This window comes from Paenibacillus lemnae (genome assembly GCF_012933385.1).
GTDB lineage: Bacteria > Bacillota > Bacilli > Paenibacillales > Paenibacillaceae > Paenibacillus_AQ > Paenibacillus_AQ lemnae.
Map to the genome: position 1 here is coordinate 35,420 of NZ_JABBPN010000022.1, position 23,831 is coordinate 59,250.

24 protein-coding genes are annotated in these 23,831 nt (G+C 50.9%); 23 read left to right on the top strand and 1 reads right to left on the bottom strand.

Features of this window, described 5'->3' with window-relative positions:
* The first annotated feature begins 104 nt into the window (after positions 1-104).
* The 22 genes from HII30_RS18525 to lysS all read left to right on the top strand — a co-directional run bounded on the left by HII30_RS18525 (position 105) and on the right by lysS (position 22,188).
* On the top strand, positions 105-845 hold the full coding sequence (locus HII30_RS18525; RefSeq protein WP_169506531.1) for a vWA domain-containing protein: 741 nt from the start codon (positions 105-107) through the stop codon (positions 843-845).
* The gene (locus HII30_RS18530) at positions 829-1,740 is read left to right on the top strand and encodes a serine/threonine protein kinase (RefSeq protein ID WP_343045127.1); all 912 of its coding nucleotides are present in this window, start codon (positions 829-831) and stop codon (positions 1,738-1,740) included. Before HII30_RS18525 ends, HII30_RS18530 begins: the two co-directional genes overlap by 17 nt.
* Before the next feature lie 65 nt (positions 1,741-1,805).
* Positions 1,806-3,248 carry a tRNA lysidine(34) synthetase TilS gene (tilS, locus tag HII30_RS18535; protein ID WP_211184679.1) on the top strand — a complete coding sequence of 481 codons (1,443 nt, stop codon included), beginning with the start codon at positions 1,806-1,808 and terminating at the stop codon, positions 3,246-3,248.
* A gap of 59 nt (positions 3,249-3,307) precedes the next feature.
* Positions 3,308-3,847: a hypoxanthine phosphoribosyltransferase gene (gene hpt, locus HII30_RS18540; protein WP_169506534.1), complete on the top strand. Its 540-nt coding sequence runs from the start codon at positions 3,308-3,310 to the stop codon at positions 3,845-3,847.
* Between the two features lie 104 nt (positions 3,848-3,951).
* On the top strand, positions 3,952-6,012 hold the full coding sequence (ftsH, locus tag HII30_RS18545; protein WP_169506535.1) for an ATP-dependent zinc metalloprotease FtsH: 2,061 nt from the start codon (positions 3,952-3,954) through the stop codon (positions 6,010-6,012).
* A 224-nt stretch (positions 6,013-6,236) separates the two neighbouring features.
* A complete protein-coding gene (nadA, locus tag HII30_RS18550) occupies positions 6,237-7,175 on the top strand; it encodes a quinolinate synthase NadA (protein ID WP_169506536.1) in 939 nt (312 codons plus the stop codon).
* A 42-nt stretch (positions 7,176-7,217) separates the two neighbouring features.
* On the top strand, positions 7,218-8,834 hold the full coding sequence (gene nadB, locus HII30_RS18555) for an L-aspartate oxidase (RefSeq protein ID WP_169506537.1): 1,617 nt from the start codon (positions 7,218-7,220) through the stop codon (positions 8,832-8,834).
* Positions 8,824-9,699 (top strand): carboxylating nicotinate-nucleotide diphosphorylase, encoded by an 876-nt coding sequence (gene nadC / locus HII30_RS18560; protein WP_169506538.1) that lies wholly within the window; start codon positions 8,824-8,826, stop codon positions 9,697-9,699. Before nadB ends, nadC begins: the two co-directional genes overlap by 11 nt.
* The gene (locus HII30_RS18565) at positions 9,696-10,463 is read left to right on the top strand and encodes a type III pantothenate kinase (RefSeq protein WP_169506539.1); all 768 of its coding nucleotides are present in this window, start codon (positions 9,696-9,698) and stop codon (positions 10,461-10,463) included. The genes nadC and HII30_RS18565 overlap by 4 nt, the downstream gene beginning before the upstream one ends.
* A 32-nt stretch (positions 10,464-10,495) precedes the next feature.
* Positions 10,496-11,380 (top strand): Hsp33 family molecular chaperone HslO, encoded by an 885-nt coding sequence (gene hslO / locus HII30_RS18570; protein ID WP_169506540.1) that lies wholly within the window; start codon positions 10,496-10,498, stop codon positions 11,378-11,380.
* A gap of 20 nt (positions 11,381-11,400) precedes the next feature.
* Positions 11,401-12,354: a peptidyl-prolyl cis-trans isomerase gene (locus HII30_RS18575; RefSeq protein ID WP_169506541.1), complete on the top strand. Its 954-nt coding sequence runs from the start codon at positions 11,401-11,403 to the stop codon at positions 12,352-12,354.
* A 254-nt stretch (positions 12,355-12,608) separates the two neighbouring features.
* On the top strand, positions 12,609-13,547 hold the full coding sequence (cysK, locus tag HII30_RS18580) for a cysteine synthase A (RefSeq protein WP_169506542.1): 939 nt from the start codon (positions 12,609-12,611) through the stop codon (positions 13,545-13,547).
* 194 nt (positions 13,548-13,741) lie between these two features.
* Positions 13,742-15,310: an anthranilate synthase component I family protein gene (locus tag HII30_RS18585; protein ID WP_169506543.1), complete on the top strand. Its 1,569-nt coding sequence runs from the start codon at positions 13,742-13,744 to the stop codon at positions 15,308-15,310.
* Positions 15,311-15,323: 13 nt separating this feature from the next.
* Positions 15,324-15,905 (top strand): aminodeoxychorismate/anthranilate synthase component II, encoded by a 582-nt coding sequence (pabA, locus tag HII30_RS18590; RefSeq protein ID WP_169506544.1) that lies wholly within the window; start codon positions 15,324-15,326, stop codon positions 15,903-15,905.
* Positions 15,902-16,798, top strand: a complete 897-nt coding sequence (locus HII30_RS18595; protein WP_169506545.1) for an aminotransferase class IV — start codon at positions 15,902-15,904, stop codon at positions 16,796-16,798. Before pabA ends, HII30_RS18595 begins: the two co-directional genes overlap by 4 nt.
* The gene (gene folP / locus HII30_RS18600) at positions 16,795-17,673 is read left to right on the top strand and encodes a dihydropteroate synthase (RefSeq protein ID WP_169506546.1); all 879 of its coding nucleotides are present in this window, start codon (positions 16,795-16,797) and stop codon (positions 17,671-17,673) included. The genes HII30_RS18595 and folP overlap by 4 nt, the downstream gene beginning before the upstream one ends.
* 27 nt (positions 17,674-17,700) lie before the next feature.
* Positions 17,701-18,063, top strand: coding sequence for a dihydroneopterin aldolase (folB, locus tag HII30_RS18605; RefSeq protein ID WP_169506547.1), 363 nt, complete (start codon positions 17,701-17,703; stop codon positions 18,061-18,063).
* Positions 18,064-18,071: 8 nt separating this feature from the next.
* On the top strand, positions 18,072-18,620 hold the full coding sequence (gene folK / locus HII30_RS18610; protein ID WP_169506548.1) for a 2-amino-4-hydroxy-6-hydroxymethyldihydropteridine diphosphokinase: 549 nt from the start codon (positions 18,072-18,074) through the stop codon (positions 18,618-18,620).
* Positions 18,572-18,778, top strand: a complete 207-nt coding sequence (locus tag HII30_RS18615) for a helix-turn-helix domain-containing protein (protein WP_169506549.1) — start codon at positions 18,572-18,574, stop codon at positions 18,776-18,778. The genes folK and HII30_RS18615 overlap by 49 nt, the downstream gene beginning before the upstream one ends.
* A 66-nt stretch (positions 18,779-18,844) precedes the next feature.
* On the top strand, positions 18,845-19,867 hold the full coding sequence (gene dusB / locus HII30_RS18620) for a tRNA dihydrouridine synthase DusB (RefSeq protein WP_169506550.1): 1,023 nt from the start codon (positions 18,845-18,847) through the stop codon (positions 19,865-19,867).
* A 248-nt stretch (positions 19,868-20,115) separates the two neighbouring features.
* A complete protein-coding gene (gene greA, locus HII30_RS18625; RefSeq protein ID WP_169506551.1) occupies positions 20,116-20,592 on the top strand; it encodes a transcription elongation factor GreA in 477 nt (158 codons plus the stop codon).
* A 78-nt stretch (positions 20,593-20,670) separates the two neighbouring features.
* A complete protein-coding gene (gene lysS, locus HII30_RS18630) occupies positions 20,671-22,188 on the top strand; it encodes a lysine--tRNA ligase (protein WP_169506557.1) in 1,518 nt (505 codons plus the stop codon).
* Positions 22,189-22,254: 66 nt separating this feature from the next.
* Here the strand turns inward: lysS and HII30_RS18635 are convergent, their stop codons facing one another.
* A complete protein-coding gene (locus HII30_RS18635) occupies positions 22,255-22,872 on the bottom strand; it encodes a TetR/AcrR family transcriptional regulator (protein ID WP_169506552.1) in 618 nt (205 codons plus the stop codon).
* Positions 22,873-22,977: 105 nt separating this feature from the next.
* Between HII30_RS18635 and HII30_RS18640 the strand changes: the two genes are divergently transcribed.
* Entirely contained in the window at positions 22,978-23,523 is a 546-nt protein-coding gene (locus HII30_RS18640; RefSeq protein WP_169506553.1) for a hypothetical protein, read from the top strand.
* Positions 23,524-23,831: the final 308 nt, after the last annotated feature.

Here is a 23,831-nt window from a genome sequence, read left to right on the forward strand (position 1 = left end):
TTTTGTTACGCCATATTCTTGTAAGCTAGCGTTTGAACTCTCTGAAATCTGGAAATACTAGAGAGCAAACAAAGCTGCTGTTGCGCGGCGGGAGGAGAGTCGGTATGAAGCAAATATTACTGATTACGGACGGTTGCTCTAATATCGGGCCGAGTCCGGTGATGGCTGCAGCCCATGCGCTGCAGGAGGGAATTACGGTAAATGTCATTGGTGTGCTGGATTATGGCACGATCGGTGAGCTGGGAGAACTGGAAATCCGCGAGATTGCCAAAGCCGGCGGCGGCCTTCATCAAATTGTGGGCACTTCCCAGCTGGCCAGAACCATGCAGATGATGACCCGGAAGACGGTGGTTCAGACGATACAACAAGCGGTGAACAAGGAAATTCGTCAGATTCTTGGCGGGGGGTCACTGACGGAGCTTCCTCCGGAAAAGAGAGCACAGGTCGTTGAAGTGGTAGATGAACTCAGCGAAACGTCTCCCCTGCAGGTGGCCTTGGTTATCGACGCCAGTGCCAGCATGAAGCCCAAGCTTGCTGCAGTGGAGGAAGCTATCCGGGATTTGATGCTCAGCCTGAAAGCCCGAGCTGGAACCAGCCGGCTGTCTGTCTATCATTTTCCGGGACGGGGTCACGGCGAAGATCTTGTAAAAGACGTAGATTGGACGGAGAATCTGGACGGTGTGAGGGGCCTGTTCGGCCGGCTTCAGATGAAGGGTGCTACGCCTACAGGGCCTGCCCTTCTGAAGGTGATTGATGAATACCGTTGTGGTACACTGGAACATAATCAATCATGGCGGGAACTTCCCGGCCAAGAGGAAGGGATGCTCGGTGACTACGTCGTCTGAGACCGTCTGTCCGCCCGGCACCGTAATCACGGGTAAATGGCAGAAGAACCAGTACATTGTGGAACGGTTATTAGGCAGGGGAGCGAATGGAAGTGTCTATCTGGTTTACCGCCGTGGTCATCCGGATCGTTATGCCTTAAAGGTCGGCTACGATACGCTGGAGCTGCAATCAGAAGTGAATATCCTCCGTGCGCTGAATCGTCAGCTGCCAAGCTCGTATTTCATCGAAGCCGACGATTATAAAAGCGTCAGCGGAGAAGCCGCGTTTTATGTCATGCGATATGTTGAGGGGGTTCAGCTCCACCAGTTTATCCGGGCCCGGGGCCGGGAGTGGCTGGGTCTGGTCGGCCTGAAGCTGCTGGAGCGGCTCTCTTCGCTGCACAGCCTTGGTTATATTTTCGGAGATTTGAAGCCGGAGAATGTCATGGTATCGCCTTACGGCAGTGTAGAGCTGATCGACTATGGCGGTGTCAGTGCACCGGGGCGAAGCGTGAAGCAGTTCACGGAGTGGTATGACCGCGGTTACTGGAACGCCGGTTCTCGCACCGGGGATGAGGCGTATGATTTGTTCTCGTTTGCCGTGATGTGTATACAGCTGCTGGATGAAGAATCGCTTCGGGGAGCTTCGGCACAGCTCCCTCAGATCAGGAGCGTTCAGGATCTGGAGGCTGTACTGCGAAAAAGCTCGCAGTTAAAGCCTTACGCCGCCTGGCTGGGCCGTGCCCTTGGGGGCGGATTCGCAAATTCACGGGAAGCGCTGAACGCATGGAAGAAAGGGGTATATGCACGGGCTGTACCGCGAAAAAGGAATAAGACGCCCCGCTGGCTTCAGCGCTCTTTTTTTCTTTCAATCGTGTTTGCGGGTGCCGCATTATACTTGTTTTTGAAAACTTAGAAATCAATGAGGTCAAATCGGGTTAATATCTTCTTAAGGCCTTACGCACACAAAAGGGGAAATGAATGTTGGAGCGGTACGAATTGAGACGGATGAGTGAATATGTGGAACAGACGGCTGTAGAGAACAAGCTCTGGTCACCGGGGGACACGGTGGTAGTCGCCGTATCGGGCGGACCGGATTCTGTGGCCCTGCTTCATGTTCTCCATCATATCAGCAGTACCGCTGCGCCGCTTCAGCTTGTCTGTGCTCATGTTCACCATGGTTTCCGGCAGGAGTCAGACCAGGAAGCAGAAATGGTGAGGACGCTCGCCGAGAGCCTGTCCATTCCATTTGAGATGGCCAGGGTGAATGTGCCTGATTTTATGGAAAGCAGCGGCAGGGGCGCCCAGGATGCAGCGCGTGAGAAAAGGTATGCATTTTTATTCGCGACGGCGGAAAAATACAAAGCAGATGCCATCGCCCTGGCGCACCATGCTGACGATCAGGCCGAGACGGTCCTGATGCGGCTGCTGCGCGGAAGCGGACCTTCAGGCCTTGCCGGTATGAAAATGGAGCGGGTCCAAAAAAATGTGAAACTCATCCGTCCTTTCTTACGTATGAACAAGGCGGACTTGATCGCACTGTGCCATCAGTGCGGATTCATCTATGCGGTAGACGACAGCAATCTGCAGACCAAGTACCATCGTAACGCGATCCGTTTGGAAGTGCTGCCTTTTCTGGCGAAGTACAATCCGCAGATTTCCTCTTCGCTGATTCAATTGGCCGAAGTCAGCGGGGCGGAGGACAATTACATGGAACTTGCTGCAAAGGATGCGTATGCCTCCCTTGTTCGGGAGACAAGCCGAGGGAGCGCTGTGGACGCGCCTTCCTTTTTGGGTTTACATGTCGCTTTACAACGGCGTTTGATTAAACTAATATTAAATTACCTGTCGTCAGAGCGCGAGATCTCGGACTTTTCCAAGATCGAAAGTGTTCGTTTACGTATCGCGCAGGAGATCCACAGCTCCTGGAGTTTGGATCTGGGGGATGGCATCTGCTGTATTCGTGAATATGATAAGGTGCTCTTTACGTCCCAGCCCCCTGTGTTACGAAAGAACTACATATACGAGCTGCACACTCCGGAAGAACTGGATTTGACGCTGACGGAGATTGGGAAAGTGCTGATGCTGGAGTATGGGAATGCCCGGGAAATGAAGGGATACGCCCGGATTTTGGATACAGAGTGTTACTTTGACGCCGATGATCTGAAATTCCCTCTATGCATACGTTCCCGACAGCCGGGTGACAAGATGAAGGTAATGGGATTAAACGGAAGCAAAAAAGTCAAAGATATTCTCATTCATGAGAAAATCCCGCCGTCCGTCCGTGCCGATATTCCTATGGTGTGTGATGGTACCGGCCGCATTCTATGGATCCCGGGTGTAAGACGTTCTGTTCACGCTGCCGTTGGGCAGCATACTACCCGTATTCTGCGTATGAGACTACTGGATGCGGGGAAGGCGTAAAGGAGGGCTAGGTCCGTTTTTCGTCTTCATGATATAAACACGTAGGAGGTTGTCTCAGGTTGCAGAATGACATTCAAGAAATACTCATCAGTGAAGAAGAAATTCAGGCAAAAGTGAAGGAATTGGGCGAGAAGCTCAGCACAGCTTATAAAGACCGCGATCCTTTGGTAATATGTGTTCTCAAGGGCGCGTTTATCTTTATGGCGGATTTGGTTAAGAACATCACAGTACCGATCGAGCTGGACTTCATGGCTGTATCTAGTTACGGGGCTTCCACGAAATCGTCCGGTGTCGTCAAAATCATCAAAGATCTGGACCAGTCTGTAGAAGGTCGTGACGTGCTCATTGTCGAAGATATTATCGACAGCGGCCTCACGCTCAGTTATTTGATCAAACTGCTTGAAAACCGCAAGGCCAAATCGGTATCCGTGGTTACGCTGTTTGACAAGCCGACAGGACGTACGGTGGAGCTCGAAGCAGACTACAAAGGCTTTGTGATTCCGGATGCTTTTATTGTAGGATACGGCCTGGATTATACCGAGCATTACCGTAACCTCCCCTATATCGGGATCCTGAAGCCGGAGATTTACAGCAACTGAATGACTGCGGCGATTTCGCGGGTTCCGCGCCATCTTTACCTTTGTTGAGATGGCTATACTGGCTGTGTTAAAATATCTTATGTGTCTTTGAGAGGAGGTAGGGGATGAATCGGTTCATCCGGAATTCTGGTTTTTATTTGATTTTATTTTTAGTCGTGGTGGGCATCGTACAGTTTGTTACCAACGGTAATGAAGTAGCCGATACCCCTAGGTATGATCAGCTGCGGCAGGAAATCAAGGCCGATAACATTGAGGAAGTCACGGCTCAATTTGACGGTTACGCATACCTTGTGACCGGTAAATATAAACAGCCTAAAGGCGAGGAGAAGTTTGAAGACTTCTCGACGTATATTCCAGCAACAGACGCTGCAATGGAGGAACTGGTCACTGCGAGTGAACAGAACGGCATTGCATTCAGCATTGAGAAGATGGAAGGCCAAAGCATCTGGCTGACGCTGCTTTCCTCCTTCATTCCGCTCTTGATCATGTTCGCGCTGTTCTTCTTCCTGTTCAATCAGGCTCAAGGCGGCGGCGGCAAGGTTATGAACTTCGGCAAGAGCAAAGCCCGCCTGTACAACGAAGAGAAGAAGAAAATTACGTTCCAGGACGTGGCAGGTGCGGATGAAGAGAAACAGGAACTCGTCGAAGTGGTTGACTTCCTGAAAGATCCCCGCAAGTTTAACACGGTAGGTGCACGCATTCCGAAAGGTGTGCTGCTTGTGGGTCCTCCGGGTACCGGTAAAACCCTCCTGGCACGTGCAGTAGCCGGTGAGGCTGGCGTACCTTTCTTCAGCATCTCGGGTTCCGACTTCGTGGAAATGTTCGTGGGTGTCGGTGCTTCCCGTGTCCGGGATTTGTTCGAGAATGCGAAGAAAAATGCACCATGTATTATCTTTATTGATGAGATTGATGCGGTCGGACGTCAGCGCGGCGCCGGTCTTGGCGGCGGCCATGACGAGCGCGAGCAGACTTTGAACCAGCTTCTCGTTGAAATGGACGGCTTCGGAGCCAACGAAGGTATTATTATCGTCGCAGCGACCAACCGTCCGGATATTCTGGATCCGGCCCTGCTGCGTCCAGGACGTTTTGACCGTCAGATTACCGTGGACCGTCCGGATGTAAAAGGACGTGAAGAGGTTCTGAAAGTCCATGCACGCAACAAGCCGCTGACGAAAGACGTCAAGCTGGACGTCATTGCGAAGCGGACAACCGGATTTACCGGGGCGGACCTGGAAAATCTGTTGAACGAAGCGGCCTTGCTGGCTGCGCGCCGCAATCGTAAGGACATCTCCATGCGTGAGGTGGATGAAGCCATTGACCGCGTCATCGTGGGTACGGAGAAACGAAGCCGCGTGATCAGTGACCGTGAGAAGCGCATTGTCGCTTATCATGAGGCAGGTCATACCATTGTGGGATATTTCTTGGAACATGCCGATATGGTTCACAAAGTTACGATCATTCCGCGCGGACGTGCGGGCGGATATGTCATTATGCTGCCGAAGGAAGACCGGATGCTGGTTACGAAGCAGGAGCTTCTGGATCGTGTTACCGGATTGCTCGGCGGGCGTATGGCGGAAGAATTGTTCATCGGTGAGATTGGGACCGGTGCTTACAGCGACTTCCAGCAAGCAACAAGCATCATTCGCAGCATGGTTGTAGAGTACGGTATGAGTGAGAAGCTCGGCCCGATGCAGTTCGGCACTTCCCAGGGGCAGGTATTCCTGGGCCGGGACATCGGTCACGAGCAGAACTATAGTGATCAGATCGCATATCTGATTGATCAGGAGATGCAGCGTTTCATCAGTGAATGTTACGAGAAATGCCGTCAGGTCCTTACCGATCATGCGAAAGAGGTTCATCTGATCGCGAATACCCTGCTTGAGAAAGAAACGCTGGAACTGGATCAAATCAAGGAATTGATTGAAACAGGCACCATTGTTACTGAACCAGGCGAAGAGGGCGGATCATCCGAGAGCGGCGAACCAGTCATTGATAACATTGGAGATGTACGTGTGCGCATTCAAGGCAAAGATGATGAAGAGCGTGATCATGCACCGGGAGAAATTCCGAACAATCCGATGGATGACCAGGAACCGGACCGCAAGGATTCCGATGATACCAAGCCTCCAGGCGGATCAGACAACGGCGGCACCAAATTAACCTAAAAACAGGCAAAAAGGCCGCTATAAGCATATAAAAAGAAAGAACCGGAGAACATCGTTTGTTTTCCGGTTCTTTTTGTGCTTCTTATCACATTGACAGTCCATCGAACCTTGTGTACATTAAGTGTTAACTAACAGGTGTTTCTTTTCACAAGGTATTGAAATGCTTGTCAATAAGTTTACCGCGGCTGAATACGGCCGTAATACATAAAGGGAGAGGGTCGCTTGTGGAAGCTTTAGCGCTGGAGCGTAAAGCGGAACAAAACCGGGAACTGCGCGAACGTCTGAACCAACTGAAAAAGGAACGTAATGCAATTATTTTAGCTCATTATTATCAGCGGGACGAAATTCAGGAAGTGGCTGACTTTCGGGGGGATTCCTTTCTGCTGGCTCAAAAGGCCGTACAGACCGATGCCGATGTGATCGTGTTCTGCGGGGTGCATTTTATGGGAGAAAGCGCTAAAATACTGGCTCCCAATAAAACCGTTCTCATTCCGGATGAGCGTGCAGGGTGTCCCATGGCAGACATGGTCAATGTCGATGGACTGCGAAAATTAAAAGCTCAGCATCCGAATGCGAAAGTGGTTACTTATATTAACTCATCGGCCGAGATTAAAGCCGAAACCGATATATGCTGTACGTCATCAAATGCAGTAAAAGTTATTCAATCCGTAGATTCGGATGAAATTATATGGGTGCCTGATAAGAATCTCGGTCATTATGTCCAGCAGCATACGGACAAAAAACTGATCATTTGGGAAGGTTACTGCAACACGCATGATATGCTGACCGTCAAAGATGTCATGGAGATGAAAGCGAAATATCCGAATGCCGAGTTCGTGGTACATCCGGAGTGCCGGCCTGAGGTCGTTGAACTGGGCGATTTTGTGGGCAGCACGACCGCGATTCTGGAGTACTGCAAACAATCTTCGGTTAAGGAATTTATCGTGGGTACAGAAGACGGCACCGGATACCAGCTGCGGGTAGATAGTCCGGATAAAACCTTCCATTTTGCAACAAAGTTTCTGGTATGCCCGAATATGAAAGTAAACAATTTGAAGAAGCTGGTCAAATGCCTGGAGACGATGAAGCCCCAGATTTATGTCCCGCCGACCGTCGCTGAGAAGGCCCGCACTTCATTAGAGCGCATGCTGCAGGTAAAATAGCAGGCGGCGCTACTCTTTTGCTAAAAGACAGGGGAGACCACCGTGATACCGCAGTACCTGATTGATATCGACTGGACCCAGCTTCCCGTCGTTTCCACTGATGTCATTGTCATCGGTTCCGGAATTGCCGGTTTATATACAGCCATCGATGTGGCTGAGGATCGGCGTGTGCTGCTGATCACCAAAAAAACACTGCTTGAGAGCAATACCCGTTATGCACAGGGCGGGATCGCGGCCGTGACGGCAGAAGAGGATTCGCCGCTGTATCACCGTCAAGACACGCTGATGGCGGGTGCAGGATTATGCTCTTCGTCTGCCGTGGACGTACTTGTGCATGAAGGACCTCGGGGTGTGAGAGAATTAATGCGTTTGGGTACCCTATTTGATGAGGAAGACGGTGTACTTGCGCTGACGAAAGAAGGAGCCCATAGTCACCGGCGTATTCTTCATGCAAACGGGGATGCCACAGGCCATGAGATTGTCAGAGCGCTTGCTTCGCAAGTGGAACAGCATCCTCAGGTTGAGGTATGGGATGATCATTTCGTCATCGATCTAGTGACCTGGAATGAGGAGTGCCTTGGAGCTGTTGTTCAGATGCCGGATGGCAGCCGCGTGTTTGTACGCGGAGAGGCGACTGTGCTATGCTCAGGCGGAGCAGGACAGCTGTACCGATATACAACCAATCCGGAAGTAGCTACGGCAGATGGTGTGGCCATGGCTTACCGGGCGGGCGCGGAGATAAGGGATATGGAGTTTATTCAGTTTCATCCGACGGCGCTCAGTTATCCGGGTGCCCCCCGGTTTCTGATTTCGGAGGCGGTCCGCGGAGAAGGTGCTTATCTGCGCAATATTAAAGGTGAGCGCTTTATGCACCGGTACCATGAGCTTTTGGAGCTCGCACCGCGGGATATTGTAGCCCGAGCGATTGTCAGTGAGATGGAAGAGACCCGTTCTACGTTTGTCTATCTCGATATAACGCATGAGTCTTCAGATATGATCAAACACCGCTTTCCGACCATCTACCAAACCTGCATGCAGTTTGGCCTGGACCTGACCAGCGACTGGATTCCGGTATCTCCGGCTGCGCACTACATGATGGGCGGGGTAAAAACAAATCTGCAGGGAGAGAGCAGTATCTCCCGGCTGTTTGCCAGCGGTGAAGTTTCTTCAACCGGTGTGCATGGCGCGAATCGCCTCGCGAGCAACTCGCTGACTGAGGCACTCGTATACGGACGGCGTATCGCAGATAAAATTCGAGAGCTTCCGCCCGTGTCGAAAGCCCAAATGCCGACCGCCTTCAGCTGGGAACGAAAGGAAGTTCCGTCTCAGGCGATTGTAGAGCGAAGACTGAAGCTGCAAAAAGTTATGGTCCGGTATGCGGGTCTTAGACGCAGCCGAGGTACGCTCCTTCGCGCGCTGGAGGAACTGAACCGTCAGCTGCCGCTGTTTCAGTCGGTGCTGACCCGTCGGGAGGAGTATGAGTTTGCCAATCTGCTCACGGTCTCCCTGCTAGTTATTGAGGGAGCTCTTTATCGTGAGGAGAGCCGGGGAGCTCATTACCGGGAAGACTTCCCGCAGCGGGATGATGAAGTATGGCGCAAGCATATCGTTCATGTCCGCGATCAAGGGATGACGGAGGAAATTAGTGATGATGTTTAATGGATATAATGAAAATCTGGCGGTGGATATCCGGTCCTGGCTTTCAGAAGATGTCGGGTCCGGAGATATCACCACCTTGTATACGATCCCCCAGGGACACCAATCCAAAGCGGTCATTCACGCGAAGGAAGGCGGAATCGTGGCAGGTATGCCTGCCGCTGAACTCGTGTTTCAGATCGTGGATGCCGCGCTCTTGTTCAGGCCAATGGTGCAGGACGGAGAGCGGGTAGAAAAAGGAGATATTCTGGCCGAGGTCGAGGGAAGCACCCACCGGATCTTAACGGGTGAGCGGCTTGCCCTCAATTTGCTGCAGCGTATGTCCGGGATCGCAACCACAACCCGCACGTATGTGGATGTCCTTGAAGGCTTGCCGACACGGCTGGTCGATACCCGGAAGACGACGCCGGGCCACCGCATGCTGGAGAAATATGCAGTGACCGTCGGCGGCGGTGCAAACCACCGGTTTGGACTGTATGACGCTGTTATGATTAAAGACAATCATATCAAGGGAGCGGGGGGCATTACCGAGGCCGTAACCCGTGCTCGGAAGCAGATTCCTCATACAATGAAAATTGAAGTGGAAACCGAAAATTTTGAACAGGTGCAGGAAGCCATTAAAGCTGGTGCGGACATTATCATGCTGGATAACATGAAACCGCAGATGATGGCGGAAGCGGTAGCTATGATTAAATCTCAGGCGCCGCATGTAATCACTGAAGCTTCAGGCAATGTTAACCTGGACACCATACGCGGTATTGCCGAGAGCGGCGTCGATGTTATTTCGGTAGGGCGGCTGACGTATTCATTCAGCAGTCTGGATATCAGCCTGGATCTCAATGCCCAAAAAGGGAGCGTGGCAGGATGATTCTCGTTGTTGACGTGGGCAACACGAATATCGTGCTGGGTGTCTATAAAGGAAAAGAGCTGCTTCACGATTTCCGGATCAGCACCTCCCGCCAGTCTACGGTGGATGAATACGGTGTTTTGATCCATAATTTGTTTCAAATGTCCCAGATATCGGTAAACGACATTGAAGGTGTTATCGTTTCTTCCGTAGTTCCTCCGCTCGTTCGGGTGGTGGAGGAGATGTGCCTGAAATATTTGAAAAGAGATCCGCTAATTGTTGGCCCAGGCATTAAGACCGGTCTGAATCTGCGGAACGAGAACCCTCGCGAAGTGGGTGCAGACCGAATCGTCAATGCCGTGGCTGCTGTAGAAAAATATGGCGAGGGTCCGCTGATTGTGGTGGATTTCGGCACTGCGACGACATTCGACTGCATTGATGCCAGCGGCAGCTATCTCGGCGGAGCGATTGTGCCGGGGATCGGCATTGCAGCTGAGGCGCTCGTTCAGCGGGCTTCCAAGCTTCCCCGTATCGAATTGGAGAAGCCTAAAAAGGCAATCGGACGAAACACGGTGCACGCTATGCAGTCTGGCATTATTTTCGGATATGCCGGACAGGTAGAAGGCCTGGTGAAGCGCATTAAAGCAGAAATGGGAACAGATACAGTCAAGGTTGTGGCAACCGGCGGTCTGGCCGAGCTGATCTCGGGTGAGACTGGCTGCATTGATGAGATTGATCCGCTTTTGACACTGGAAGGCTTAAGAATTATTTATGAACGCAACTAACCATACACACTAGGAACAAAGGAGGCTGTAAGATGGATAACCACAAAGACCGCATCCTCCGGGGGACGGCAATGAACGGCAAGGTCCGTGCATTTGCTGTGCGCACCACGGATCTGGTGGAGGAACTGCGGAGCAGACATGACACATTTCCCGTCGTAACAGCCGCTTTGGGACGCACGGTCTCCGCTGCAGCCATGATGGGCGCCATGATGAAAGGGGAAGAGCGGTTGAGCATTCAGGTCCGTGGTGACGGCCCCATCGGCCTTATCTCGGCCGAAGCCGATGCTCATGGAGGAGTGCGAGGTTATGTGAATAACCCTCATGTGGAGATGACCAATATCCGGCCCGGCAAGATGAATGTCGCAGCTGCTGTCGGCAGCACGGGCTACATTCACGTTATCAAGGATCTTGGCCTGAAGGAACCGTATCGGGGGAGTGTGCCGATCATTTCCGGAGAGCTGGCAGAGGACTTTACGTACTATTTTGCCGTATCAGAGCAAACCAATTCTGCAGTAAGCCTGGGTGTGCTGGTCTCACCTGATTACTCGGTGGCGAATGCAGGAGGCTTTATCATCCAGCTGCTGCCTGGCATTACCGATGATGAGATCAGTGAGATTGAAAAAGCGATCGGTAACATACCACCGATCACTACACTGCTGGAAGAAGGCCTTGATCTGGAGGACATCCTGAAGCGTCTGCTGCCGGATGTGACGATTCTGGAAGAGACCGAGGTTCGGTTTTCTTGTGATTGTTCGCAGGAACGGGTGGAACGCGCGCTGATTAGCATGGGTGAAAGTGAACTGCAGCAGATGATTGATGAGGACCGCAAGGCAGAGGTAACCTGTCATTTTTGCAATGAAGTTTATACTTTTAACGAGCAGGATCTGAGAGCCGTTTTACAACGGGCCAAATCTTAAAGTATTGGAATGAACAGCCAATGACGAGACAAGAGAAGGCACTTTGGACGACCGTCATGGCCTTGTCAGTGGCACTGCTGTTTTTGGGGAGCTGGATGCTGTTCTCGGGCGCTTTGTTCAAAGAGCAGAGAGATCCACGCTCAAACGCCGACTCCCCAGCCGTTGCAACGGTGCAGGACAGAGCGATAACGGAAGAAGAATGGAATCAGGAACTTAAGAAGAGATACGGCAGTGAAGTGCTGATGACGATGATGAACCGTCAAGTGGTGGATCTGGAGGCACAAAAAGCCGGGATTGAAATGACCATGGATGAGGTTGACCTCGAGCTGAAGCGGATGGGGCAGGCATACGGCTCCATGGAGATTTTCCTGCAGGAAATGCAGCAGCAGCTGGGATTGTCAGAAGATGTGCTGCGGGCGGAAACGGAATACAGGCTGAAACTTGAAAAAATAGCGACGGCAGACATCCAGATCGAAGAGGCTGAAATCGACGATTATTTAGCCGAACACCCGGATCAGTTCCGTCCCAAGAAACAGCTGGATCTCTCTATCATCAAGGTGGCTGATGAGGCATTGGCGGATGACGTCATGGATCGGCTTGAGCGCGGTGAGCCGTTTGCTGACCTGGCTTCAGAATTATCGATTGATGAGTACACAAAGGAAAACGGCGGCCGGCTGGGCTTGATTGAAGAAGACGATCCTTTTCAGCCGGAGGAACTGATGATGGCGGTAAGCGAGCTCAGTAAAGGCGATATCGCAGGTCCAATTGTCCTGGAAGACGGATACATCATCGTCTATGTCAGAAATATTCTGGTGCCGGAAAAAGAAGATGAGCAGCTTGTTCGTGAAACGGTGCGCAGGCAGATGGCGCTGGAACGCTCCGAGTCGCTGTCGGAACTGGAGCAGCGGCTGCGGGATAAGTATGCAGCCCGCATTGTAGCCGGTGTACTGGAAACGCCGGGAGCACGCCAATAAAGCAAGCCTTTGCAGCGAATGTTTCCCCGGCTGCCAAGGCTTGCTTTTTTATGCTGCACTTTTTTTGATTACATGCTGTGGTCCAGGATTAGCGTATTGACATGGGTCTGTAAGCTTGTTAAGATAGCAATATAAATCCCAGCGCTTTACTCGGATATTAAAAATGATAAAAGATCAATACAGAAACAGCCAGAATCAACAGATTATTCATAATGAACACGGCAGTTATTATTTATAAAGGGAGGCCTTTTAACATGGCTAAAGTCGTCAACAATGTAACTGAATTGATCGGAGGAACACCGCTGGTTCGCTTGAACCGTCTTGCTCAAGAGGACAGCGCAGAAATCTACCTGAAGCTGGAGTACCAGAACCCGGGTTCAAGCGTGAAGGACCGGATCGCGGTTAGTATTGTAGAAGAAGCGGAGAAGGAAGGCAAACTGAATCCTGGCGATACGATTGTAGAAGCGACGAGCGGGAATACCGGTATCGGCCTTGCGATGGTAGCCGCAGCGAAAGGTTATAAGGCTGTTATCGTAATGCCTGAAACCATGAGCTTGGAGCGCCGCAACCTGCTTCGTGCTTATGGAGCGGAGCTGGTGCTTACTCCAGGATCGGAAGGCATGAACGGTGCGGTGAAGAAAGCGGATGAACTGGTTCGTGAGAATCCGACCTACTTCATGGCTGAACAGTTCAGAAACCAGGCGAATGTTAAAATTCACCGTGAAACAACAGGACCTGAAATCGTGGAAGCGATCGAGTCTGTCGGAGGCTCGCTCGACGCGTTTATTGCAGGGATCGGTACAGGAGGAACGATCTCCGGAGCTGGTGAAGTACTGAAGCAGGCATTCCCGGATGTGAAGATCTATGCGGTTGAACCAGCAGCTTCGCCAATTCTCGCCGGCGGAAAACCAGGACCTCACAAAATCCAGGGGATTGGAGCTAACTTCATTCCTGAAATCCTGAACCAAGAGATTTATGACGAAATTATCCATGTCGAGAATGATGATGCATTTGAAACTGCGCGCCGTGTAGCGAAAGAAGAGGGCGTTCTGGCCGGTATTTCTTCAGGTGCTGCTGTATATGCTGCTCTGAAAGTTGCGAAAGAGCTCGGTAAAGGCAAGCGTGTCGTTGTGATCATCCCAAGCAACGGCGAACGTTATCTCAGCACACCGCTGTATAATTTTGAAGCTTAATTCACTGCGGTGGACATATTAGAATAAGCGGGCAAAGCCTCCAATGCAATTTGCACTGGAGGCTTTGCTGTTCTCAGAAAGCCACACTCTATAGGAAAAGTTTTTCATCGCTTTCACTGCGGGGTTTTCAAGATTCCCGGGATGCAGTATACTGACAGGCAACAGAGCGCATTTTACGGATAGGGAGGACAGGCATGGAAAATACAGTGATGTTAGATGATTGGCTGCATTGGGTGAAGGAAGGCTGGACCATGCTGCCGCTTTTGGCGAAGTCGTCCAAGGTTTACCCGGAACTGCCTGAAACATGGAAAAAGGCGTGGCAGACGTCCTCTCCCTATTCGTTTGTGCTGGAAAGCGGAAAAGGCGGCAGGTATACGTATCTTGGACTGGAACCCGTATCGGTCTTGACCGGCAAGGGGACGGCAGGGCAAGTACGAAATCTCATGACCGGGGACATTCAGAAGCTGCAGGGCAAACCGCTTCATTTGCTGAAAGAGTGGATGGAACCTTATCGTTCACCGCGTGTCCCGGGATGGCCGGACTTTCAAGGCGGCTGTGCCGGATTTCTCGGCTACGACGTGATCCGTACCTTGGAACAGCTCCCGGCTTTGGCCCGTGATGATGCAGGCTTTCCGGATTATCTATGGATGCGCATGGAGGAAGTCTGGATCTACGATCACCATGAACAGGCACTCTATTGCGCGGTACACAGTCCATGGGATCATGAACATCCATCTGACAGGGAAACACTGACCAGGCTCTATCATCAAGCGGAAGACAGATTGCACCATATGCTCTCCCGATGGGATGATTTTATGGACAGTGCGGTCAATGAAGGCAGAGACTCTTGTGATCAATCTTCCCGAAGATTGAAAGCACAGTCCCTGCTGGGACCGGATGTCGCGGGATGGGATGCGCTGGACAGCGATTTTTCCCAGGAAGCTTTTGAACAGGCAGTGAGATCCATTCAGGAATACATCCGGAACGGAGATGTGTTTCAGGTGAATTTATCGCTGCGGCGCAAACTCCGTCTGAAGTCAGATCCGGCGGATGTGTATGAATGGCTGCGGATTCTCAATCCTTCTCCCTATATGGGATATATCACGTCACCGGACTTCAAGCTTGCGAGCGGGTCGCCAGAGCTGCTGGTCAAGCTGGCTGGTGACCGTGTATCCGCCAGGCCGATTGCAGGAACACGCCGGCGGGGAGCGTCCCCGGAAGAGGATGCCGCCATGGAAACGGAGCTGCTGCATACGGAAAAAGAACGTGCGGAGCATATTATGCTGGTCGATCTGGAACGCAACGATATCGGACGCATTGCGGCTTACGGCTCGGTTCATGTACCTGAATTGATGACCATTGAACGGTATTCGCATGTGATGCATTTGGTATCTCAGGTGGAGGGCCGGCTCGCTTGCGGCAAGCAGGCTTATGATGTCATTGCTGCGACATTTCCTGGGGGGACCATTACCGGTGCACCGAAAATCCGGACCATGGAAATTATTGAAGAGCTGGAACCGGTCACCCGGGGACCTTACACAGGCTCTATGGGGTGGATCGACTATAATGGAGATATGGAATTAAACATCATCATCCGGACTTTGGCTGTGCAGGACGGCATTGGATATATACAGGCAGGCGCCGGTATCGTGATCGACTCTGATCCGTACCGGGAATACCGTGAATGCCACAACAAAGCCAAAGCATTGATTGCAGCTGTCATGTGCAGTGAAGAAGAGACCGCATCTGCGGCATTAACCTAGGGGGAGATCTACGATGATTCTGGTGATTGATAATTACGATTCATTTACGTACAACCTGGTTCAGTACCTTGGCGAGCTGGGAGAAGATATTCAAGTATTCCGTAACGACGAGATTGATACGGCCGGCATTGAAGCACTGGCACCGGATCATATTCTCATTTCCCCCGGTCCTTGTACGCCCAATGAAGCAGGGATCAGTCTTGAGATCATCGAGCGGTTTAAGGGAAGCATTCCGATTTTTGGCGTGTGTTTGGGACATCAGGCGATCGGACAGGTATTCGGCGGTAAAGTGATCCGCGCCGAACGCCTGATGCATGGTAAAACCTCACCGATTCACCATCATGGAACCTCAGTGTTTCAAGGGCTTCCTGATCCGTTTATCGCAACGCGCTATCACTCCCTGCTCGTGGAGAAGGAAAGTCTCCCTGAATGCCTGGAGATTACCGCTTGGACGGAAGAAGGCGAAATCATGGGCTTGAAACATAAAGAATATCTTATCGAAGGTGTCCAGTTTCATCCGGAATCCATCATTACAGACCACGGACATCAAATGCTTCGTAATTTCCTGAACAACAAGGCAGGCGCCAAAGCATGATTTATGCTGGTATCAACGGAGAAGTGATTCCGGCAGATCAGGTGACGGTATCCATTATGGATCATGGTCTGCTGTACGGCATGGGACTGTTTGAAACCTTCCGTACCTATGGCGGAACACCTTTTCTGCTGGACCGGCATGTCGAGCGGCTGATAGAGAGCTGCCGCCTGATTGGCATCCAGTACGAGCCGGACATAGCCCATCTCAGATCATGGATCAGCCGGCTGCTTGAAGCCAATGGCTGGCAAGAGGCATATATTCGGTTTACCGTGACAGCGGGGGCGGATGTACTGGGTCTGCCGGGTGGTGTATACAAAGAGCCGCAGCAGCTCATACTCGCAAAGCCGCTGCCGGAGATTCCGGACTCTGTATACCGCCAAGGTAAGGCCCTGCAGCTGCTCAAGACACCCCGCAACACGCCTGAGACACAATGGAGATTGAAGTCCCTGCATTACATGAACAATATTATGGCCAAAAGAGAGCTTCAATCCTATCCCGAAGCCTGTGCCCTGCAGGCTGAAGGCTGCATGCTGACCGGGAGCGGCGAACTGGCAGAAGGGATTGTAAGTAATCTGTTTTTTATAAAAGATGACATCTTGTGCACACCGGATCTGGGTACCGGGATTCTGCCTGGGATTACGCGTGCAGTCGTCATGGAACTGGCACGGGAACAAGGAATTACCGTATCAGAGGGACGTTACCGCTGGCAGGATCTGTTGGACGCACAAGAGGTATTTTCTACCGGTTCCGTGCAGGAGCTGATGCCAATCACCACCCTTCTTGCACCAGAAGCTAGTCCTGTAATTGTCGGGCACGGTTTAGCGGGACCTCTAACGGAACAATTACGGAATGCCTATCGCAGGCTGACCGGAAGAAAGCAGGATGAGTCATGAAGACAACGATCTATGAGCAGACCTACCAATGCGGGGATAGTGAGTTGAAGCTCGGTACATCCACCCTCATTATGGGCATCTTGAATGTAACGCCGGATTCGTTCTCGGACGGGGGACGCTTCAACGATACGGACCGTGCGGTCCAGCATGCACTTCAGCTCGCTGCCGAGGGTGCCGACCTGATCGATATTGGCGGTGAGTCTACTCGTCCCGGACATGTGAGTATCAGCGCGGACGAAGAACTGGAGCGTGTTCTTCCGGTTATACAGGCAATCCATCGTGAAGCGCCTCATATTCCACTCTCCATTGATACCTATAAAGCGGAGGTAGCGAGGCAGGCACTGATGGCCGGAGCCCATATCATCAATGATGTTTGGGGATGCAAGGCTGATCCGGGTATGGCGGCGGTAGCGGCTGAGCTGGACTGCCCCATTATTTTAATGCACAACCGGTCAAACCGCGATTATCGTAATCTAATGGAGGACGTTAAATCCGACTTGATGGAGAGCGTACATCTTGCCCGGAGTGCGGGCGTTAATGCAAACCGGATTATATTGGATCCAGGCATCGGCTTTGCCAAAGATTACACGGAGAACATGAAAGTCATGATGTCCCTGGATGAGCTGGCGGGTCTGGGATACCCTATTCTGCTCGCTACGTCCCGCAAAAAATTTATTCGCACGGCCCTTGATTTGCCGGTTGATGATGTTATAGAAGGTACGGCCGCGACGGTCGCCTTCGGTATTGCGCAGGGCTGTCAGCTGGTCCGTGTGCATGATGTCAAAGAAATCAAACGAACGGTCATGATGAGTGATGCGATGCTGTACGCTGCACCCGGGTTGAAGAGGGTAACCATTCAGGGATCGACAACATAACCACAACAGGAAAGGCGGCAGTGTGAAATGGATAAGATGATCATGCGCAGGATGGAGTATTATGGTTATATCGGGGTATTTGAAGAGGAGCGCAAGCTGGGACAGCGCTATTATGTTGACTTGGAAATGGAACTTGATCTAAGCGGTGCAGGTACAAGTGATGATCTGACGCAAACGGTAAATTATGCAGAAGTTCACGAACTGGTTCAGAACATTATGCATCATAAGCAGTTTAAGCTGATTGAGGCTTTAGCGGAGCATATTGCATCCGAAGTGCTGCACACTTATACTAGTATCGTTGCACTAACCGTGAAGGTAACCAAGCCGCATCCGCCATTTGATATACATTTCGAGGGTGTTACGATCGAGCTGCACCGGACCAGAAAGTGAGACCGAACATGAACACACACGCCACCTCTGACTTCTCAGAGGCTTATATTGCTTTAGGGGCTAATTTGGGCAACCGTGAAGCTACACTTATAGAAGCTTTAAAATCTCTGGATCAGCATAAGAACATTCATGTTCTGCGCTGTTCCGGTATATACGAGACAGAGCCGGTAGGTTATGTGGACCAGCCCATGTTCCTCAACATGGCAGCCGCCATATCGACAAGCCTGCCGCCGCTTGAGCTGCTGTCCGTCATGCAGACCATTGAGAACCGTCTGGGACGAAAACGAATGATTCATTGGGGTCCCCGGACGGTGGATCTGGATCTATTGTGGATGGAAGGCTGCACGATGAATACGGAAAAGCTTGTACTGCCCCATCCCCGAATGCTGGAGCGGGCATTTGTGCTCATGCCGCTGGCTGAAGTTGTACCCGGCAGTGAACCTTCAGGTCTGCATACTACGGTGAAGACAGCGCTTGAAAGACTGGAAGGAAAGGAAGGAATTCAGCTTTGGAAAACATGCAGCTGGCCCAGCGAATCCGCGCTTTCAGGAAATTAAAAGGCCTGACCCAGCAGGAGCTTGCCTCAAAAATCGGGGTGTCCCTGGCTGTGCTGGGAGCGGTCGAGCGGGGTAACCGCCGGGCGGACGAGACGCTTTTGAACCATATTGCAGACGTGTTGGGAATTACGATTGAAGAACTCGCCAAACGCGGCTGATGGTATAGATGATCGATCAACGAAACAGGAGTACCCATTCGAACGAACAAAGGAGTGATTTTACGGATGCTCAAAATCGGAAATATCGAGATGAAAAACCAGGTTGTCCTTGCCCCGATGGCGGGTGTGTGCAACCCGGCTTTTCGCTTGATTGCCAAAGAATTTGGCACCGGTCTGGTATGTGCGGAGATGGTGAGCGGGAAGGCGATTGTTCACGGCAACAAGCGTACACAGGAAATGCTGTTCGTGGATGAGCGTGAGAAACCGCTGAGCCTTCAGATTTTTGGAGGAGACCGGGACGCGCTGGTGGAAGCAGCCAAGGTTGTGGACCAGCAGACCAATGCAGATATTATTGATATTAACATGGGTTGTCCGGCTCCAAAGGTGACGAAGATGGATGCAGGTGCCCGCTGGCTGCTGGATTCGAGCAAAATTTACGAAATGGTCGCTGCGGTCGTGGATGCGGTCAACAAACCCGTAACGGTCAAGATGCGAACCGGATGGGACAGTGACCACATATATGCCGTGGAAAATGCCCAGGCGGTCGAGCGTGCTGGCGGTCAGGCTGTAAGTGTGCACGGGCGCACTCGTGAACAGCTGTATACCGGTCATGCAGACTGGGACATTATAAAGCAGGTGAAGGAAGCGGTATCCATTCCGGTCATTGGTAATGGTGATGTTGTTACTCCTGAAGATGCGCAGCGTATGCTGGAGCAGACAGGATGCGACGGCGTGATGATCGGACGCGGTGCATTGGGCAATCCATGGATGCTCTACCGCACGGTGGAGTATTTAAAGACAGGTAAGCTGCTGCCGGATCCGCCGGCTCATGAGAAAATCCGGATTGCCATTTTGCATATGGACCGTTTGATTGCCCTCAGGGGTGAGGGTGTGGCTGTACGTGAAATGAGAAAGCATCTGGCCTGGTATCTGAAAGGCCTAAAAGGATCTGCACGGATCAAGGATATCATTATGGAAGAAACCAAACGTGACGAAATGGTCAGTCTGCTGAATGATTTTATTCGCAATCTGGATCCAAGCGGAGTGGGAGTAGAAAGTGCGTACCCGCAGGCCATTTCTGCCATGTAATTTTATAGCGTGCGTGCACGGCCTGTGTGCTGTAACGTTTGGAATCTGTCTGACAGAGGAGAGCGTTTTCAGCCGGAGCCGTAACGCTCATTGACTTTTTTTAATGGTTCCCATATAATTTCTCAGTATAAATTCGCCTGGATATTGTACAGACATCAGGGGAGGGAAAGTTCTGATCCCCGGAGATTTGCATATAGTATGGTGGTATGGTGGTTTAAATTTTTTACATGACAGGAGAATCGGTTGAGATGAGCGATAAGGAAGTCATTCTTACACAGGATGGTCTGAAAAAGCTGGAAGACGAACTCGAGAACCTGAAGTCCGTTAAACGGCGTGAAGTCGCAGAGCGTATCAAGGTTGCTATTGGATACGGAGATATTAGTGAAAACTCCGAGTACGAGGATGCCAAGAACGAACAAGCTTTTATCGAAGGCCGTATCATTACGCTGGAAAAATTACTCCGCAATGCCCGCATTATCAATAATGATGATATTAATACAGACGCTGTAGGTGTCGGAAATACCGTTATTGTAGAGGATATGGAATTTGGCGACACGATGGAATATACGATCGTTGGTACCGCGGAGTCCGATCCGCTCAACAATAAAATCTCCAATGAGAGCCCTGTCGGCAAGGCCATTATCGGCAAAGCCAAAGGTTCAGTCGTTGATGTAAGCGTACCGGCCGGTGTTATTCAATATAAAATTGTGGATATTAAGAAGTAAGTTGGATCAGCGTGCGTGAAAGCTTCCTCCGGGGAGCTTTTTTCGCTATTGATGAGAATGAAGGAGATGAGCGTTACGATGACGGAAGAAAACAATCAACACGAGCAGGAACAGGAACTGAGCGAGCTTCTGCAGATCCGGCGTGCCAAGCTGGACGAGCTGCGCAAACTCGGTATCGATCCGTTTGGCGGAAAGTATGAGCGAAGCGACAATGCCGGGGAACTGCTGCAAACATACGAAGCCTTAAGCAAGGAAGAGCTGGAGGAGAAGCAGGTTGAGGTCAATCTGGCCGGCCGGATTATGGCCAAGCGCGGAATGGGAAAAGCTTCGTTTGCCCATATCCAGGACTTGAGCGGCCGTATTCAGATTTATGTGCGCCAGGATACCGTGCCTGCCGATAAGTATGAAGCATTCAGCATTCTCGATTTGGGTGACATTATCGGAGTGAAGGGTACGCTGTTTAAAACCAAAACCGGAGAAACGACGGTCAAGGTCAAGAACCTTGAAGTGCTCTCCAAGTCTCTTTATCCGCTGCCCGAGAAATTCCACGGCTTGAAGGATGTTGAACTCCGTTACCGTCAGCGTTATGTCGATCTGATCATCAATCCGGATGTTCAGAAAACGTTCATCACCCGTTCCCGGGTCATTCAGTCGATGCGCCGCTACCTGGATTCCCATGGTTATCTTGAAGTGGAGACGCCGACACTGCACGCTATTGCGGGCGGCGCTGCGGCACGTCCTTTTATTACCCATCACAATGCACTCGATATGGAACTGTATATGCGTATTGCCATTGAGCTTCACCTGAAGCGCCTGATTGTCGGCGGCCTGGAGAAGGTGTATGAAATCGGCCGGGTATACCGTAATGAAGGGATCTCAACGCGTCATAATCCGGAGTTTACGATGATTGAACTGTATGAAGCTTATGCGGATTACAAGGATATTATGGCATTGACGGAGAATTTGATTGCGCATATCGCCCAAGAAGTGCTGGGAACCCAGGTCATTGATTATCAGGGCCAGCAGGTTGATCTTACACCGCAATGGCGTCGTGTATCCATGGTGGATGCGGTAAAAGAAGTGACTGGAGTCGACTTCGGTGTGCAAATGTCTAATGAAGAAGCACATGCACTCGCCAAGGAGCATAAGGTTCCTGTTGAGAAGCATATGACTTTTGGACATATTTTGAATGCATTTTTCGAGCAGTTTGTAGAAGAGACGCTGATTCAGCCGACGTTTGTGACAGGGCACCCGGTAGAAATCTCTCCGCTCGCGAAGAAGAATGATCTGGATCCGCGCTTCACCGATCGCTTTGAACTGTTTATCGTAGCCCGTGAACATGCCAACGCGTTCTCGGAGCTGAATGATCCGATCGATCAGCGCCAGCGTTTTGAATCACAGATCAAAGAACGTGAGCAGGGGAACGATGAGGCCCATGAAATGGACGAGGACTTCCTACGCGCCTTGGAATACGGTATGCCGCCAACCGGCGGACTGGGCATCGGTGTCGATCGTCTGATCATGCTGCTGACCAACTCACCGTCCATCCGCGACGTGCTGCTGTTTCCGCATATGCGTAACCGTTCGCTGGACTAAGCTGGCAATAATACATGAAAGAAAGAGCCCCGCACCAAGTGCAGGGCTCTTTCTTGTTTAGGGGCTTTATGATGGATCAGGACCACGTACCTCTGATATGCACAACGAGTAGAGATGATGTCTAATCAACGCTTTAATCTTATCCGGTGGAAGAAGTTCTGGCCGCAAAATGGCGTGCATCGCCAGCCCGTCAACAAGCGCGTAAAAACGCTCAGCCTCAAAGTCTGCATTCAGATCGGGCTTGGCCAGGCTCTGATCGATCAGTCCTTGTACAATGGAGGTAAATATCACGCGCATATGACGATCTACTTCTTTACGGAGGGACTCCAGGGAAAGGTCGGATAAAGACTTGACGACAAAAGCGAACCATACCTCCATTTCCAGTCTCGTCTCCTGATCCAGCGGCAGGATCTCGTGAACAAGCAGAGGGCCGTCATGCAGCACATCGCCAGAAAATTTGATATTTTGAATGCGCTGGGCCACTCTTTCCGAAACCATATTCATGGAATAGGCATACAGATCAGACTGGGTGGCGAAGTAATGACGAAGGGAACCGACCGACAGACCTGCTTCATCCGCAATGTTTCGAACAGAGGCCTGCTCCATACCCTGCTTGAGAATGACTCTCCAGGCAGCTTCAGCGACTTTTTGTTTTTGGTGGTCATGATTTACGATTTTAGGCATGATTCTAGTATAGCACGGCATTGTTTATTTAGTACATATGTGCTATATTATTTTGGTACAGTTGTTTTAAATAAAACAGACATAAGAAATGGGGAAAAGAGACGGATGATTGCGGCATTAATCATAGGCTGTGAGATTGCATTCTGGGTTTTCGTATTAGCGGGCCTGGTTGCACGATATCTTATTGGATGGAAAAAGACAGGGGCGGTGCTGCTGGCAAGTACGCCGGTCGTAGATGTGGTGTTGATTGCTGTTACCATTATTGATTTGAGAAATGGAGCAACAGCTGAGCTGGTACATGGATTGGCAGCTGTATATATAGGAGTTACAGTAGCCTTTGGTCACCGGATCATCAAATGGGCGGATGGACATTTTGCCTATAGGTTTGCTAAAGGTACGAAGCCAGCGGCAAAACCCAAGCATGGCAAAGCTCATGCCCGAATGGAGCGTGAAGGATGGTATCGCCATCTTCTGGCATGGGGGCTGGGATCCCTGCTCCTTCTATTCATGATCTGGATTGTTGGGGACGCTGATCGAACACAGCAGCTGGCAGACATGGCTCTCTGGTGGGGAGCGGTTGTGGTTATCGATTTTGTCATCAGCTTCAGTTATACAATATGGCCCAAGAGATCTGGCCAACAGCAAGTTTGATGATGGAATATTTTACATTTATATTAAGTCTAGAAAAAGGTTGCGTTATCCGGTCGGAATATGATATATTTTATTTCCGGCCGCGAAATGCCGGATCATACGAGGGTTAGCGAGAGCACTTTTGAAGAAAAAACTTTCTGAAAAAAAGCTTGCAAAACCAAAGCGAGTGTGATAAGATATAAAAGTTGCTGAAGCGAGAGAATGCAAAGCGACACTGAATAAGTTGATCTTTGAAAACTGAACAACGAGTGAGTTAAACCGATCTTGCTTTTAGTGAGATCAAACATGAGATAGCAATATCTCGTCAG